Annotated in this window: 14 protein-coding genes; 5 read left to right on the forward strand and 9 right to left on the reverse strand. The window is 63.9% G+C overall.

Translation table 11 applies throughout. The annotated features are described in order from the left end of the window. Positions 1-208: 208 nt before the first annotated feature. Both OSH12_RS03350 and OSH12_RS03355 read right to left on the reverse strand, forming a co-directional pair. Positions 209-1276, reverse strand: a complete 1068-nt coding sequence (locus tag OSH12_RS03350; protein ID WP_266342069.1) for a sugar ABC transporter substrate-binding protein — start codon at positions 1274-1276, stop codon at positions 209-211. A 202-nt stretch (positions 1277-1478) separates the two neighbouring features. Next, positions 1479-2294, reverse strand: coding sequence for a GntR family transcriptional regulator (locus OSH12_RS03355; RefSeq protein WP_266342070.1), 816 nt, complete (start codon positions 2292-2294; stop codon positions 1479-1481). Between the two features lie 196 nt (positions 2295-2490). On the opposite strand from OSH12_RS03355, the gene OSH12_RS03360 reads away from it, so the two are divergent. Further along, positions 2491-3270 carry an SDR family NAD(P)-dependent oxidoreductase gene (locus tag OSH12_RS03360; protein WP_266342071.1) on the forward strand — a complete coding sequence of 260 codons (780 nt, stop codon included), beginning with the start codon at positions 2491-2493 and terminating at the stop codon, positions 3268-3270. 237 nt (positions 3271-3507) lie between these two features. On the opposite strand, the gene OSH12_RS03365 is transcribed toward OSH12_RS03360, so the two are convergent. Both OSH12_RS03365 and OSH12_RS03370 read right to left on the reverse strand, forming a co-directional pair. Continuing rightward, complete coding sequence (locus tag OSH12_RS03365) at positions 3508-4200, reverse strand: E3 binding domain-containing protein (protein WP_266342072.1); 693 nt, start codon at positions 4198-4200, stop codon at positions 3508-3510. Between the two features lie 10 nt (positions 4201-4210). Beyond that, a complete protein-coding gene (locus OSH12_RS03370; protein WP_266342073.1) occupies positions 4211-6664 on the reverse strand; it encodes a thiamine pyrophosphate-dependent enzyme in 2454 nt (817 codons plus the stop codon). Between the two features lie 207 nt (positions 6665-6871). On the opposite strand from OSH12_RS03370, the gene OSH12_RS03375 reads away from it, so the two are divergent. The 4 genes from OSH12_RS03375 to OSH12_RS03390 all read left to right on the forward strand — a co-directional run bounded on the left by OSH12_RS03375 (position 6872) and on the right by OSH12_RS03390 (position 10408). Further along, entirely contained in the window at positions 6872-7441 is a 570-nt protein-coding gene (locus tag OSH12_RS03375; RefSeq protein ID WP_266342074.1) for an SDR family NAD(P)-dependent oxidoreductase, read from the forward strand. Between the two features lie 469 nt (positions 7442-7910). Continuing rightward, positions 7911-8780, forward strand: a complete 870-nt coding sequence (locus tag OSH12_RS03380; RefSeq protein WP_266342075.1) for an aldose 1-epimerase — start codon at positions 7911-7913, stop codon at positions 8778-8780. 106 nt (positions 8781-8886) lie between these two features. Then, positions 8887-9486 (forward strand): hypothetical protein, encoded by a 600-nt coding sequence (locus OSH12_RS03385; RefSeq protein WP_266342076.1) that lies wholly within the window; start codon positions 8887-8889, stop codon positions 9484-9486. A gap of 1 nt (position 9487) precedes the next feature. Beyond that, positions 9488-10408, forward strand: a complete 921-nt coding sequence (locus tag OSH12_RS03390) for a Kiwa anti-phage protein KwaB-like domain-containing protein (protein ID WP_266342077.1) — start codon at positions 9488-9490, stop codon at positions 10406-10408. Positions 10409-10957: 549 nt separating this feature from the next. Here OSH12_RS03390 and OSH12_RS03395 read toward each other — a convergent pair. From OSH12_RS03395 to OSH12_RS03415, 5 genes are all read right to left on the reverse strand, one after another. After that, positions 10958-11326, reverse strand: a complete 369-nt coding sequence (locus tag OSH12_RS03395; protein ID WP_266342078.1) for a VOC family protein — start codon at positions 11324-11326, stop codon at positions 10958-10960. A gap of 316 nt (positions 11327-11642) precedes the next feature. After that, on the reverse strand, positions 11643-12422 hold the full coding sequence (locus OSH12_RS03400) for an SDR family NAD(P)-dependent oxidoreductase (protein ID WP_266342079.1): 780 nt from the start codon (positions 12420-12422) through the stop codon (positions 11643-11645). Then, entirely contained in the window at positions 12419-13996 is a 1578-nt protein-coding gene (locus OSH12_RS03405; protein ID WP_266342080.1) for a sugar ABC transporter ATP-binding protein, read from the reverse strand. Before OSH12_RS03405 ends, OSH12_RS03400 begins: the two co-directional genes overlap by 4 nt. Before the next feature lie 156 nt (positions 13997-14152). Continuing rightward, positions 14153-15130, reverse strand: coding sequence for a sugar ABC transporter substrate-binding protein (locus OSH12_RS03410; protein ID WP_266342081.1), 978 nt, complete (start codon positions 15128-15130; stop codon positions 14153-14155). 94 nt (positions 15131-15224) lie between these two features. Next, entirely contained in the window at positions 15225-16277 is a 1053-nt protein-coding gene (locus tag OSH12_RS03415) for an ABC transporter permease (RefSeq protein ID WP_266342082.1), read from the reverse strand. Positions 16278-16393: the final 116 nt, after the last annotated feature.

Consider the following 16393-nt stretch of genomic DNA (forward strand, 5'->3'; position numbering starts at 1 on the left):
GGGCTTCCTCACTTTCCGATCTTCCGAGGCAAGACCCTCAGGCTACATCTGGTTGGAAGCGCCATTCTTCACCTCTCCCTCAGGGAGAGGTCGACGCACGAAGGGCGGCGGGTGAGGGTTTACGGCCTCACCGGATGGTTTCCTAAACCCTCACCCGGAGCTTCGCTCCGACCTCTCCCTCAGGGAGAGGTGAGAACGAGTGCCGCCCTTACGTACCGGCGGCTTCCTGCGGGGTGATTTCGACCCAGTCGGGCGAGATCGGCAGCGACAGGCCGGGAGCCAGATCCGGGAAGGCGGTCTTGCCAATCTCGATCTGCTGCATCTTCACGTCCGGATAGAGCTTGGACGGAGCCGGATGCGTCGACTGGAATGGCCCATAGACGAAGATGTGCTTTTCCTTGGCTTCCTTGCCGTCGAGGATGTCGACCGCGAGCTTGATCGCCTCGGCCGAGAGATAGGCCGGGTTGGTCTCGAGGATGCACTGCGCGCCCTCCGTCTGGGCGCAGACGAGCGAGGCCGAGTTGTAGCCGCCGCCGGCGACGGGGACGAGCGGCCGGCCGGCATCCTGCAGCGCCTTGATCGCGCCGGAGCCATAGCCCTGGGTCAGGATCGCATCGACCTGCGGATGGGCGGCGAGCAGCGAGGCGACGCCTTCCTGCTCCGGTCCGAGCGCGTAATTGCCGTTGAAGTAGCCGACGATCTCGATGCCGGGATAGGTCTTCAGCACCTTCTCGAAGCCCGACTGCAACTGCTCGGAGATCGGCGCGCCGGCGAGGCCGCGATCGACGAACACCTTGCCCTTGCCGCCGATCTTCTCGGCGATCCACTCGGCCTGGACGGCCGGGAGCATGTTCCAGTCGGATTCGACCTTGTAGGCGCAATCGGCCGTGACGACCTGGTCAAAGGAGATGACCAGGATGCCGGCGGCGCAGGCCTTTTCGAGGGTCGGATTGAGCGCGGTCGGCGAGCCGGCATCGACCAGGATCGCGTCCGGCTTGGTGCGGATGATGTTGTTGAGCGAGTTGATCTGCGCCTGCGTCGTCGTCTCGACATTCTCGATCTTGAGATCGACGCGGCCGAGGAGTGGCGGCTTCTTCACGACGGTTTCGGCGATGCGCAGCATCTGCTGGCGCCAATCATTGCCGACGAAGTTGTTGGACAGATAGATCTTGTAGGTCTTGCCTTCGGCCATGGCGGGCGGGGCGACGACCCCGGATATGGCGGCGGAAAGGCTGATTGCCGACAAGGCGGCGAATGCGGCGGCTGTGCGCTTCACGGAATTTCCTCCCTCAAGGAACGTTTTTTGGACGTATGCGTGCGGATGCTTCGGACAACCGAAGGCATCCGTCATGGCGACGCGTCATTCCCCTCCCGTTCGAGCGTCTTCCCGCCCTGAACGGTCGCAGCTGATCCTCATCGCTGCGATGAAATGTATGTTATTATAATCTCTTGGGTGTGTCCAGATACGCCGCTGGTTCTCAGACCAGATCGTTGGGGGCGTCGTAGGAGAGGCTGAACAGATCGGCGCGGTTCTTGTTGATCGTCAGTTCGACGGGTTCGCCCGCGGTCGAGAGATAGAGCATTTCGATGACGAGGATCGGGCCGCCGACCCTGTAGTCGAGCGTCTTGGCGAGCGCCTCGTCGGCAATGTCGGCCCGGACGGTGATCTTGGCGCCGGAAAGCTGGATGCCGAGATGGCGCTGGACCGCACGGAAGACGACGACATCGTCGAAATCGGTGCGCTTCAGCCGCGCGCCGATGGCGGGCGGGAAGTAGAAGGTCGTCTGGCCGGTCGGGCCATCCTTCTGATGCAGGGTGGCGCGCAGGCAGTGGCACGTCTCATCCGGCTTGAGGTCGAAGGCGGCGCTGGCAGCGGCGGAGCGCTCCCTGCGGTAGGAATGGATCTCCAGCGCGCGGCCCTTGGTCGAGTCGGCAATCTGCGCAAAGCTGCGGAAGGCGAAGCTCGGCAAGGCCGGCGCTTCCGGCGCGACGACAATGGCCGGCTTCGCGGCGCGCTTCTTGATCAGGCCGTCATTTTCGAGATCGCGCAGCGCCTGGCGCACGGTGATCAGGCTGACGCTGAAGCGATCCGCGAGATCGGCCTCGCGCGGCAGCGAGGTTCCCGGAACCAGCGTGCCATTGGCAATCGGTTCGCGCAGGATGACGGCGAGCTGTCGGTAAAGCGGCCCGTCGTCGCGCGAAAGGGCGCGCGGCATGAAGCTTTCGAGAGAAGCGACGAGGCCTGCTGCCTCGGACTCGTTCTGGGCCGCTTGTCCGGTCTTGCTTGCTTTCAACCTGATCAATCCTCAGAATCGTATTTGTTCGCATCTCAAATTAGCGAAACTTTACCCGACATACTATTCGACCGAGAGCGCGGCGAACGGCGCCGAACGCCGGGTCGAACGGTTGCTGGCCTCCATATTAGATTATAGTATCATAATATATCAATAAGTCCGGCCGGTTCGGACGAATGCCGGGGAGGGCAGGCGCATGCGCAGCGATTTGACGGGGAAGGTCGCCTTCGTGACGGGGGCAGCCGGCGGCATCGGGCGCGGTATCGTCAGCCGGCTGGCGGCGAATGGCGCGTCGATCGTCGTCGCCGACATCAACGAGGAGGGCGCGCGCGACGTGGCGGCCAGCCTGCCGGACGCGCTGCCGGTAACGGTCGACATCCGCGACGCGGATTCGATCGACCGGGCGGTTTCCAGGACTATCGAGACCTATGGCCGGCTCGACATTCTCGTCAACAATGCCGGCGTCAACACGCAGGCGCACCGGGTCAATGTCGACACGTTCCCGATCGAGGAATGGCATCGCATCGTCGGCATCGATCTCGACGGACTGTTCTTCATGACCCAACGCGCGCTGGAGCCGATGCTGGCGGCGGGCCGGGGCGGCCGGGTCGTCAACATCGCCTCGGTCGTCGGCCTCGCGGCGATGCGGTTGCAAAGCCCCTTCGTCGCCGCCAAGGCCGGCATGATCCATCTGACCCGCTCGATGGCGCTGGAACTGGGGCCGAAGGGCATCGCAACCAACGCTATCGCGCCCGGATCGATCATGACCGAGGCGACGAAGCTGTTGTTCTATGGCGAGAAGGGCCAGTTCCAGAGCAAGACCGCAGCGTTCATGAAACACATCCCGCTCGGCCGTCCCGGTACGCCGGAAGAGATCGGCGAGGCGGTACTGTTCCTGTCATCGCCGGAGTCTTCCTACATCAACGGCCAGGTTCTCGCAGTCGATGGCGGCTGGACCGCCGGGTACATGATGTGAGTCTTTGACGGAATGAAAAGGGGCCGGCGCATGAACAGCGCCGGCCCCTTTTTGCTTGTGTAGCTTGGCTGTGCAGACCGGCACGAAACACCGACTTTCCTTCACCTCTCCCTGAGGGAGAGGTCGACGGCGTAGCCGGCGGGTGAGGGTTTACGGCCTCACCGGATAGTTCCCTAAACCCTCACCCGGAGCTTCGCTCCGACCTCTCCCTCAGGGAGAGGTGAAGGAGAGCGCTTCTCAGACCAGCAGGCGCAGCGGCGCTTCGATCAGGTCGCGGAAACCGGTCAGGATGCTACCGGCATCGACTTCGGAGATCGCCTCCGCGTCATGAATCACCAGCGCTTCCGCCGCCGTTGCGTCATCGCTGGCGACGACCAGGATGCGCAGATCGACGCCTGAAGGCAGGCTGCCGGCGACTGGCCGCACGCCCTTCGCCGCCAGCCTTGAGACGACCATCACCTTGTCCGCTGAGACGGAGACATTGGCATCCGACCCGATCAGCCGGTCGATTTCCGTCGGCGCCAGGGCCACAGCGCGCGCGAGCGTCACCGCGCCCCCTTCCGGCCTCATCCAGCGAATGGATGTGGCATGGGCGCCAGCGCTGCGCGCCGCCGCCTTGATGACAAAGGCGTCGATCGACAGGCCGGTTCCGGACGCGGTGATGAACGCGGCCAGCGGCGCCAGATCGATCGTCGCGGCAAAGGCCGAGATCGAACGAGCCGGCGCGAAGGCGGGCGCTGGTGCCGGGGCCGCCATCGGAGCCGCGACGGCTGCCGGGGCTGGTTCCGGAGCTGCGACCGCAACAATCCGCAAGAGATCGTCGGCGACAATGCGGCCGTTCGGTCCTGTGCCGGTGACGAGCGACAGAGTCACGCCGCGCTCGCGGGCGAGGCGCTTCGCATAAGGCGAGGCGAGGGTTCGGGCGTTCATGGCGTTCCCCTCAGCGCCGGACGCTGCCGATGCGGCCGCCCATCGGCACGACCGTGCCCTTGGGCTGCTCGATCGGGCCGAGCGTGCCGTCGATTGGCGCTTCGATCTCGACCACGGCCTTGTCGGTCTCGATCTCGGCGACGATCTCGCCGGCCTTGACCGCGTCGCCTTCCTTTTTCAGCCAGCCGACGATCGTGCCTTCGCTGATCGTCAGATCGCCGAACGGCATGGTGATCGGTTCGCCGTCGCCGACTGCAACCGGAGCGGCGGCTACTGGAGCGGGTGCTGGCGGCGTAACAGCCTTGGGTGCTGCCGGTGCGACCGCCACAGGGGCGGGAGCCGACTGGCCGCCGAGATAGCGCCAGTGTTTCGGCACCGGCGGCTTGCCGTCCAGAACGCCCTTGGCGCCCGCGACGATCTTGTCGGCATCGACCAGCATGGCGCGTTCCAGCGCTGGGGCGAGGGGATGCGGCTGCGGATCGGTATGCAGCCGGCCAACCGGCGCATCGAGATCGTCGAAAGCGAGCTCGTTCATCGCCTGCGCCACCTCGGCGCCGACGCCGAACGCGCCCCAGCCTTCATCGACCACCAGCAGCCGGTGCGTCTTGGCAACCGATTTCGCCACCGTGCCGACATCGAGCGGCATGATGGTTCTGAGGTCGATCACCTCGGCCGAGATATCTTCGGCTGCCAGCTTTTCCGCCGCCTCCAGCGCGCGGTGCACCAGCTGTCCGGCCGCGACGATGGTGATGTCGGCTCCTTCGCGGGCAATCCGCGCCAGGCCGAACGGCACGAAATGCTCGGCGGTGGGTACTTCGCCCTTGGTGGCGAACAGCGCCTTCGGCTCCAGCATCAGGACGGGATCGCCGGCCCGCAGCGCCGTCTTCATCAGGCCCTTGGCGTCGGCGGGCGTCGAGGGCATGCAGACGATCAGGCCCGGAATATTGGCCCAGCTCGGATGATAGGTGCCACTATGGTGGGGACCGGCCGAGCGCACCGCGCCGGAGCCGACGCGCACCACCATCGGCGCGTTCATCTGGCCGTTCGACATGTAGCGCAATTTTGCCGCCTGCAGCACGATCTGGCCGGCCGCCTCGAAGACGAAATCGGCGAACATCAGGTCGGCGATGGTGCGCGATCCCGTCGCCGAAGCGCCGATCGCCGCCCCCGTAAAACCCTGCTCGGAGATCGGCGTATCGACCATCCGGTTCGGGCCGAATTCGGTCCAGAGGTTCTTGGTGTGTGCGAACGTGCCGCCGCGCTCGCCGGTGCCTTCGCCGAAATAGAGGATGTGCTTGTCGCGTCGCATCTCTTCGGCGATGCCGTCGCGCACCGCGTCGAGCCAGCTCTGCGTCACGGTCGCCGTCGGGGCGGCCTGCACCAGCGCATCGGCCGGGTTGATCGGCTCGGCATAGACATAGAGCGAACTGGTCGTCGCGTCCGGCTCCGGCGAATTCCTTGCGAATTCAAGCGATTCGGCGACGATCTTGTCGATCTTCGCGTCGATCGCGCCCAGCTCGTCGGCCGATGCGGTGCCGAAATCATCCAGGATACGCGCGCGGAACAGGTTGATCGGGTCGCGCTTCAGCCAGAGGTCGACTTCCGCCTGCGTGCGGTAGGTGCCGGTGACGTGGTCGCCTTCATGGTGGCCGACGGTGCGATAGGTCTTGGCCTCGATCAGCGTCGGGCCTTCGCCGGAACGGGCGCGGGCGATCGCGTCGGCCATGACCTGCCAGACGGCGATGACGTCATTGCCGTCGACGGCGATGCCGGGAATGCCATAGGCTGCCGCGCGGGTGGCGATCTCCGGGTTCAGAGTCGCCGAGGCGAGCGGCGTCGCGGTGGCGTACAGGTTGTTTTCGCAGACGAGGACGGCGGGCGCCTTCTGGATGCCGGCGAAATTCAGCGACTCGTGAAAACCGCCATGGTTGGTCGCGCCATCGCCGAAGAAGGCGACGCCAACGCCGTCCTTGCCCTGGGTCCGGGCGGAAATGCCGGCGCCGACGGCGTGGCTGATGCCGGCGGCGACGATGCCGTTGGTGCCGAAAAGCCCGGTCTTGCGGTCATAGAGATGCATGGTGCCGCCGCGCCCGCCACAGCAGCCGTCGCGCTTGCCGAACAACTCAGCCATCAGGATGTTGGGCTCCATGCCCTTGGCCAGCGCATGGCCATGGCCGCGATGCGTCGAGGTGATCCAGTCGGTCGGGCGAAGATGCGCGCAGACGCCGACGGCGGTCGCTTCCTCGCCGATATAGAGATGCAGGAAGCCGGGCGTCTCGCCCTTGCGGCAGGCGGTCTGCGCCACGCTCTCGAATCGGCGCAACAGCACCATCCGCTCGTAAAGCTCCAGCAAAGCGGCGGCCGTCAGCCCGGCCGGGACAATCTTGCCGGGCGCGCTGCGAAAGACCGGATTGTGGATTTCCGGGGCGCGGATCGCCGGATTCATCACTTGAGCGCTCATCATCCCTCCCTGACCCCCGCTCCTGCAGGGCGATGCGTCCTCTAGCCCGGTGATGGACATCGCATCTAAAATTATAATAGCATGATGTTATGTTATCGAGCCGTGCCTTGCCAAGGTCTAATCGTGGGTCCGGCTCAATTCACAGGCGGGACGTCGGGCGTTGCGAGAAACCGGCCGATGCCGCATAGGTCCGTTCGGGGGGAACTAGTCATGGAAATCGAGATCTCAGGCCAATCGGTGCGCATCGTGGGCGAGGACAACGCCATCCTGGCGGCCGTCGTCGCGGCGCTCACCGCCAATGGCGCGCTGGTCTCGCGCGAGGCGGGCGAGGGCGCGCCGGACATTCTTATTCTCTCGCACCCGCTCACCCCCGATGCGAGCTACCGGCCGGAAGCCTTGGCGGCGCAAGCGGAATCAGTCGCGAGCGCGATGGTCTCGCGAGGAACGGGCCGCATCGTCCATCTCGCCTCGGCCGCCGGTCTCGTGCCTATGCGTCGCCATCCCGCCTGGTCGGCGGCGATGGCCTCGGTGCTTTCGAGCGTGCGCGCGCTGGCGATGGTTTCTGGGCCAGCCGTGCTGGTCAACGCCGTCGCGGTCGGCCGCGTCGACGAGGCGGGCGACGAGGCGATGCTCTCCCATGTGCCATCCGGCCAGGCCGGCAAGGCGGAAGACGTCGCCAATGCCGTGCTGTTCCTGGTCGATCCGCTCAACAGCTACACGACCGGCCAGTCCCTCGCCGTCGATGGCGGCTGGACGACGGGCTACGGCCGCAATTTCTGAATTTTGGGGACGGTTTCGGGTGGGGGGCGTCCCAAGGCGGTCATGCAGTACCCCCCATGCCCATCATCCAGAGGTGCTTCGCGCCAGCGAAGCCTCGAAGAACGCACGGCCTATCGGCGGGGAGGGCTTCCGTCTTGCACGAGCGCTGTGCGTCCTTCGAGGCCGCCTTGAGGCGGCACCTCAGGATGATGAAGGCCGGGATTTGCAGGAAAGTCGGTAGCCGCATGAGCTTCTTACGAAGAAGCGTAGCGGCACGATCCATCCCGCGTCGCCCCCAGCCGCCAGTCCACGCTCGCCGTCATCCCGGGCAAGCGTAGCGCGACCCGGGATCCATGCAACTGGGTTGTCGGCGGCATGGCTCAACAGGCCGACCGTCCGGATCGCGCGCAACTTCCATTTTTCGACCCACTCAGCACGGCGGGCTCGCTACCATCGCCACAACCAACAAGCCGCCTCAGGAAACGCCAGCATGATCGAACTCGCCGCCGGAGACTTGACCCTCGTCCTCGCGCCGGAGATCGGCGGCTCGATCGCCGCTTTCCGGAAAAGCGGCATCGACATCTTTCGCGCGCTGACGCCGGATCGCGCGGCTGCGGGCGATGTGCTCGGCGTCGGCTCGTTCCCGATGCTGCCCTATGCCAACCGCATCGACGGCAACGCCTTCACCTTCGACGGCGTCACCTATCGCTTCAAGCCCAATAACGGTACCGAGCGTTTCAACGTGCATGGCACCGGCTGGCAGTCGGAATGGCAGGTCGAGGAAGCGTCCAAAACCTCGGCGCGGCTGACGCTGGAACGCCGCGTTGCCGGCGAGCCGTTCCTCTACCGCGCGACCCAGCATTTTGCGCTGGCGCCCGAGGGGCTGACGCTGACGACGAGCCTCGAAAACCTTGGCTTCGTCCGCATGCCGTTCGGCTTCGGCCATCACCCCTGGTTCGAGCGCGACGCCGATACGGAACTTCGCTTCAAGGCCAGCCACTTTTGGCTCGAAGCCCCGGACGGCGTCGCCGGCTCGCGCATCCAGCTTGCGCCCGAACTCGATTTTTCAAACGGCGCGCCGCTGCCAAGCCATTGGCGCAACAACAATTACTCCGGCTGGGACGGCCTCGCCGAACTGCGCTTTCCCACGCGCGGCGTGACGCTGACGATCGAGGCCGACCCGATTTTCCAAAACCTGATGCTCTACGCCGACCCGAAGCAGAGCTTCTTCTGCCTGGAACCCCAGACCAACGTCCCCTGCGCGGTGAACAAGTTTGAAGCCGGCGAGGAAGGGCTGGGGCTGGTGGTGCTCGCACCGGGTGAGGGGATGTGGGGGGTGGTTCGGTTCGGGGTGGGGTGATCTGGTCAGGTTCTATTTGTAGTTGAACCTGAGGGTATTCGCCTATATTGGGTGTATCTGAGTATCTACTCATTGGGATCGAGCTTCGCTGAAATGGTGAGCTAAATTGCAGTTCAGAATCCTGACAGCTCTAGCTATATTCTTGGGATCGTACCTACCTCTGAGCTTTATTTTGCTTGCTCAAGATTTTGCCTACGAGAACCTCAGTGGGCAGATATGCTGGGCTCCCTGGCGGGATGATTGCGCGCTTCCTTTCAAGAATCCATTTTTCTCGATTGGTATATTTCTTGCTTGCGTGATGTGTTTGATTGTCACGCTGGTGAGCTTGAGGTTGATTAAACCAAAGCAAGAGATATTAATCAAAGAAGCTAAGCATGTTCCGTCTGATCTGATGAACTATACTTTGCCTTACGTTGTTTCATTCATGAGTATAAGCTATCAGGATTCGGGAAAATTTGTTGGATTTGTCGTATTTTTAGTATGGATGTTTTGGATATCATATAAATCGGGTCAGATAATTCTTAATCCAATGCTGATTGTATTGAACTGGCGTCTTTATGACGTCTCATATGAATATGTCGGCGGGTCTGGCGTGCAGAAGGCAAATGTCTTGTCAAAGGGCAGTATAGAGGCCGGAAAGCGTTATTTTCAGGTCCCGATTCAAGAAATTCTCGTGATAACCGATACCGATTCGTCGGGGGGATGATATGCCGCTGCCGGAATCTTTTCAGAATTTCGATATAGAAAATTCTAGCGTACAGATTTGGCTGTTCAAGAAGTGGAGCCAGCCAGATGGATTATTACGTTTTTCCGGGCGATGGATTGATACTGATGACGACTTAGACCAAGCCCTGAAGCAGGCGATTGCGTTTAAACGTCAGAGCATTTTGGAGGTTAGTGACTACACGCTGCTAGCCGCGGCCAATGATGGTATTGCGCTACGAATCGATGCGCTGGCCACTCATGCCGGTGTGGTCGCCGCCGAGGCCGCCAACCCTCTTCCTGCTCGAAAAATACGATCTCTCGACGATGTACAGAATACGAAGTTTTACGTGATCAAATTGACCAGTGGCGACAACGTCTTGTACGCGGTCCGGAAGACGGATGCCACATGGCAGTCCAGGCGAGTTAGTGGCTTTCTATCTGTAATATATTCTGATGACCGTCTTGGTCTAAATGAGAATCCGGGATTCAATATTTCGAGAGATATTGATTTTTTTATCATTGAAGATGATGTTGTTATTACCAATAAGCCTGCATTCGAATCTGTTCTTAGCTATAAAGAGGCGCATGTTGCCGACTTTAATCTGCTTCAAGCAGACGATGAATTTTCATCACTCTTCTCTGATCTTGGTCCGCTGATTGATTTCATTGGAGTGAATAAGCTTCATTTGAGGCGCGCGTGCGCAATTCACCAGAAGGGACACTATCGTGATGCAGCGTTCATGACGAGATTGCGCCAACGACATGCTCAATGCGGACTGCAGCTCGTATTCGACGATCAAGGGCGCATAGTAGCTACGCTGGAGAGTTGTTCTGATATCATGCGCGCACTGCTCGACCATCGATTGTCATCGCTCTTCTCTGAAAACAACTATGACGTACCTGATGCAACGGTTGTGGCTTAGGTCGAGTTGCTCCCTAAGGTAACGGTGCCGTCAGGCTGCCATCCGCCGTAAAGGCGCTGTCGGTGATGAAGGACGTGTCGTCGGCGAGCAGGAAGGCGATGGCGCGGGCGAGCTCGCCTTTCACCTCTCCCTGAGGGAGAGGTCAGCGCGGAGCGCCGGGTGAGGGGTTAGGGAACCCTCCGGATAAGGCGTACTGCCGCAGGGTGGTGTGCCGGTGACGCCGTAAACCCTCACCCGCCGGCCTTCGGCCGTCGACCTCTCCCTCAGGGAGAGGTGAAGAGGGGCGCGATCCGGCGCGTGCGCCAATCGCCTGGGCCGATTTCTTGGTGCGAACAATCGCTTGCCGCTGCCGATCCTCGTGAAGCGCGCACAACAGCAGCGCCTTAAGCGCGCCATCCGCCGTGAAGGCGCTCCACGTCACAGGCGAGGCGTCGTCAGAGAGCAGGCAGCCGATAGCCTTGGCGAGTTCGGGTAGATCGGCGACGCGCGTGGCCTTGCGTTCGTCGAAGTAGAGCCCTGCCGCCTCGACCCTTTCTCTATTTCGAACGCTCAGGCGTTCGCTGCCTTCCTCCCCCGGATCCCGATGGAATTGCCCCACGGATCGCGAAACTGCGCCATCCATTCGGCGGCGTCGATTTCCATCGGGCCGCGATAGAGTTTTGCGCCGACTGACTGGAAATGGGTTAGCGCGCGGTCGAAATCTGCGACGGCCCAATAGACCACCGAGCCGGCAGCGCCGCTTGCCACCTTTTCGTCGGCCTGGACCAGTTCGAGCTGGATCGGGCCGATGGCGAGATAGCGGAAGCCGGAGGGTTCGCTCGTCTCGATCCGCGCTTCCGGGAAGGCGTTTGCGTACCAGGCGAGGCCCGCTTCCGGGTCGGCGACATGCACGAGAATGGCGGAGATGAAGTTCGTCACGGTCGGTCCCTGGCTGCGCTGGCGGCGAGGTTCGATGTCGCAAAAGTGGCGCGCGAGATCAACCGGCGGGCGAGGGCGCTCTCGCGCCGGGTGCGGTGCTTCACCTCTCCCTGAGGGAGAGGTCGGAGCGAAGCTCCGGGTGAGGGTTTAGGAAACCATCCGGAGAGGCCGTAAACCCTCACCCGCCGGCCTGCGGCCGTCGACCTCTCCCGTGAGGCGAGAGGTGAAGAGGGGTGAGCCGGCGAGGCGGGCCGGTGTTGCTACCCTCTACCAAAAAACTCCCCCACAAGGAGAGGCGAAGTGCCGAGCCTTGCCCTCAGAGCAGCAGCGCCGTCAGGCCGCCATCGACGACAAAGCCGCTGCCGGTGACGAAGGAGGCGTCGTCGGAGATGAGGAAGGCGATCGCCTTGGCGAGCTCGAGCGGGTCGGCGACGCGCGGCACTTTTCGTTCGTCGAAATAGAGGCCCGCCGCCTCGACCTTTTCGCGCGCGTCCGGCGCGTCGCCGAGCGTCATCCGGGTGGCGACCGAGCCGACGATGACGGCGTTGACGCGGATGCGGTCGCAAGCATAGTCGAGCGCCATCTGCTTCGACAGGCCGACGACGGCGGCCTTGGTCGCGGCATAGGCCGGCACGCCGGGGACGGTGGCGACCGCATGCACGGAGGCAAGGTTGACCACCGAGCCGCCGCCCGAGGCGCGGATCAGCGGCAGGCTCGCACGGCAGACGCGAAAAATCGCGGTCAGGTTTATCGCGACGGTCAGGTCCCATTCGGCATCGGAAACGTCTTCCAGCCTCTTGCCTGTGGCGTAGATGCCGGCGCAATTGACGACGGCGTCGAGCCGGCCATGCTCGTGGTGGCAGGCGGCGACGGCGGCGCGCACCGCCGCGTCATCGGTCAGGTCGACCTCGCGGAACGACAGCGGCAGGTTTTTGGCCGCTGAGGCCGCGTCGAGCGCGCGGCCGGCGTCGCCATCAAGGCCGATGCCGAAGACGCTGGCACCTTGCGAGACGAGATATTCCGCCGTGGCGCGGCCGATGCCGGTTGCAGCGCCGGTAACGAGGACGACCTTGCCGTCGAAGCGTCCCGCCATCATGCGCGTCCCGCGCCGGCGGCGAGCGCCTGTTGCTGCAGGGTGGCCTGCGCCGTCGTGATCGAGCGCAGCACCTTGTCCTCGCTGCCTTCGCCGCGCGTGAACTCGTCGACGATGCGGCCATCGGCGACCACCAGGCAGCGGTCGGCGAGGCCGATCACTTCCTCCAGCTCCGAGGCGACAACGACCAGCGCCACGCCCTTGTCGGCGAGGTCGACGATCAGCCGGTAGATCTCATGCCGCGTGCCGGCGTCGACGCCCTTGGTCGGTTCATCGAGCAGCAACACGCGCGGCGCGCTCATCAGCACGCGGGCGAACAGCAGCTTCTGCTGGTTGCCGCCGGAGAGATGGGCGACGGAGGCCTGCGGCGAGCGCGCCTTGACGTTGAGCGCCCGCATGGCGGCGAGCACGGCGCTTTTCTCGCGGCCCTCGCGCACCATGCCGTGGCTCGACAGCGGCGCCAGATTGCCGATGGTGATGTTGGCGCCGACCGGCAGGTTGAACAGCAGGCCGTCGCGCTTGCGGTCCTCGGTCAGGAGCGCCACGCCGGCGGCGCGCGCGTCGGCCGAGCGCTGGATCGCGACGGGGCTGCCGTCGATCTCGATCTCGCCGGAGAACGGGATGCGGCCGTAGATGGCGTGCAAGATTTCCGTCCGGCCGGAGCCGAGCAGGCCGGCGAGGCCGAGGATTTCGCCGGGGCGCACATCGAACGAGACGTCGCTGACGCCGCGATTGACGCCGAAACGGCCGGCGATCGAAAGGTTTTTTACGGAGAGAAGGGGCGGGGTCTTGGCCGGCGGAGCGACGTGGTCGGGATAGAGGCGCTGCAGCTTCTGGCCGGACATGGCGAAGATGAAGTGTTCCTCGTCAAAATGCTCGCGGTCGATCTCGGCGGCGACGCGACCATCGCGCAGCACGGTGGCGCGGTCGCAGATCGCGAGCACTTCCGGCAGGCGGTGGGTAATGAAGATCATCGTCTTGCCCTGCGCCTTGAGCCGGCGGAGCACGGAAAACAGCCGCTCGACCTCGACGCCCGAGAGCGAGGCCGTCGGCTCGTCCAGCATCAGCACGCGGGGCTTGAAGGAGAGGGCGCGGGCGATCATGACGAGATGGCGCTGCGCTGATGTCAGGCTTGCGACCAGCATGCGCGGATCGATGGCGAGGCCGAGATCCTGGAACAGGGCGCGGGCTTCGGCTTCCATGCGGCGGCGGTTGATGATCGGGCCGCGGCCGAGGCCGGTATGGCCGGCAAAGACGTTTTCGGCGACCGAGAGCTGTTCGAGAACCTCGATCTCCTGCGGCACATAGCCGACGCCCTCGGCGCGGGCGGCCGAGGTGGAGGCGAAGGCGACCGGCTTGCCGTCGACGAGGATTTCGCCCGAATAGGAGCCGGCCTTGTGGACGCCGTTCAGGATCTTGACGAGGGTCGATTTTCCGGCGCCGTTCTGGCCGAGCAGGGCATGGATCTCGCCCGGATGAACCGCGAAATCGACGCCGCGCAGCGCCTGCACGCCGGAGAAGCTCTTGATGATGGCGCGGGTCTGGATGACCGGCGGGGCAGTGATTGGGTCGGTCATGTCGTTGGTCCCCGGATACTTTCTTTTACCTCTCCCGTGAGGCGAGAGGTGAAGGGTAGAAAGTCCCTCACCCAACCCTCTCCCGCAAGCGGGCGAGGGCCAAGGGAGCAAGACCCTCTCCCGCGTGGCGGGAGAGGGCAAGGCAGGTTCGCGGGCTTACTGGCCGGCGCTGTCGAGCATCCTGTAGTAGGGCTCGAGGTCGGCGGCGGTGATGACGCCGGCCGGCAGCGGGTTCAGATAGGTGACCGTCTTGCCTTCGGCGAGGTCGTTGGCGAGTTCGGCCGTCTTGGCGCTTTCCTCGTAAAGCGGCTGGGCGACGACGCCATAGGCAGCGCCTGATTTCACCAGGTCGAGGTTCTGGCGGATGTAGTCCATGCCGATGATGACGAGCGGGCGGTCCGCCTTGCGGGCGGCGCCCGACCAGGTCTGCGCGCCGTTGCCGGTGGTCGAGAAGGCGGCGTTGACGTCCGGATTGCCCTGCAGCAGCGCGACGGCCTTGCCTTCGGCGGCGGAGGGCTCGAAGCCTTCCATCTGCGTCTCGAGGATTTTGATGTCTGGATACTTTTCAGCGATCGTCTTGCGGAACGAGTCCGCCATGACGTTCTCGGTATCGTTGGACGAGCCCTGCGTCAGGGCGATGACACCCTTGCCGCCGAGTTTCTCGCCCATGGCGAGGGCGGCCGAATTGCCGGCGCTCGGAATGTCCTCGCCGACGGCTGCCTTCAGGCCCGGGACGGAACCTTCCGGCGGCAGCACGTGCCAGGTGACGACCGGGAAACCTTCACGGCCGAGCTTGCCGATGAACGGGAAGATTTCGGGGCCGGGGCCATAGACGGCGATGGCGTCGAACTTGGTGCGGGCCATGGCCGCTTCAGCGAGCGGGATCGACGAGGAGACGTCGTAATTGGTCGCGCTCGGATTGCCGACGATCTCGCAGGTGTTGCCGAGTTCCTTGCACTTGTTGAGGAAGCCGGCCTGCATGAGGCGATGCACCGGATGGTCGCGCATCGGCTGCACCCAGAGGATGTTCTTGCCGGCGGCAAGGCTGGCGTCCGGCACGGCAAGCAGGCCGCCCGTCATGGCGACGGTAGCGAGCAGCGCGGTCTTCATCAGGCTGGAAATACGGATCTTCATGAGTAGTCCTCCCTCTGGTCGACCGGCCTTGTGACCGGCCATTTTCGATCCTTCGCGTCGTCCGGGCGCAGGCTCCTCCCTGGCCCGAACTAGCTCAGGATGGATTGCTTGGTGTTTCGGCGACGGGCGCGGAGCTGGAACCGGCGATGAAATAGCGGCGGCGCAGGATGTCGAGGCCGACGGCCAGCACCATGATCACGCCGACGGCGATCTGCTGCCAGTTGGCGTTGACGCCGACGACGACGAGGCCGCTGGTGACGACCTGCAGCAGCAGGACGCCGATCAGCCCGCCGGCCATCGTGCCGGCGCCGCCGAACAGGCTGACGCCGCCGACGACGACGCCGGCAATGACGTTCAGCTCCCAGCCGCTGCCGATCGAGGTGGTGCCGGAAGCGAGGTCGGCCATGACGAACATGCCGGCGACGGCGGCGAGCGCGCCAACCGTCATGAAGGCGCCGATCTTGTAACGGGCGGTGTCGATGCCGACGAGGCGGGCGACTTCCGGGTTGCCGCCGGTCGCATACATGTTGCGGCCGAGCACGGTCCGGCGAAGCACGAAGTCGGCGATCAGGGCCGCCGCGATGAAGAAGACGAAGCTCCAGCCGAGCCCGAACAGGAAGTCTGCATAGCCGATCTCGGTGATCACAGGCGGCAGCGGATAGACCGGATAGCCGTTGGTGACGACTTGGATCAGGCCCTGGCCGATGAACAGCATGCCGAGCGTCTGGATGAAGGCCGGGATCTTGAGCTTGACGACGACGAGGCCGTTGACGAGGCCGACACCGGCGCCAACCAGCACGCCGCCGAGAAGCGCCAGCGGCACCGGCAGGGCGAGCGCTGTCATCAGCTTGGCGCTGCAGACGGCCGAAAGGCCGGCGACCGCGCCGACAGAAAGGTCGAACTCGCCGCTGACGAGCAGGATGGTCTGGCCGATGGCGATGATGCCGATGAACGAGACGACGCGCAGGATGGCGCGGATGTTGCGCTCCGACAGGAACGCCGGCTCCATGATGTAGAAAAAGGTGACCAGCACGATCAGCGCGAGCAAGACGCCCACTTCGCCCACCGCGACAAAGCGGGTCAAACGATCGCGCATCGCGCGGCCAGATCCCTCGAAGCCGGAATCCCGCTCAACGGTACGTTCCATATGTTCCTCCCTTTCCACCAGGCGCGTCCTCCTCGACACGGTCCTCGGCGGGGCTCCTTCAGAACGTTGAAGGGGCCAGATGACATAACATCATGCTATTATAATTTTATCAACGT

The sequence above is a fragment of the Kaistia terrae genome (genome assembly GCF_026344005.1).
GTDB classification, from domain to species: Bacteria; Pseudomonadota; Alphaproteobacteria; order Rhizobiales; family Kaistiaceae; genus Kaistia; species Kaistia terrae.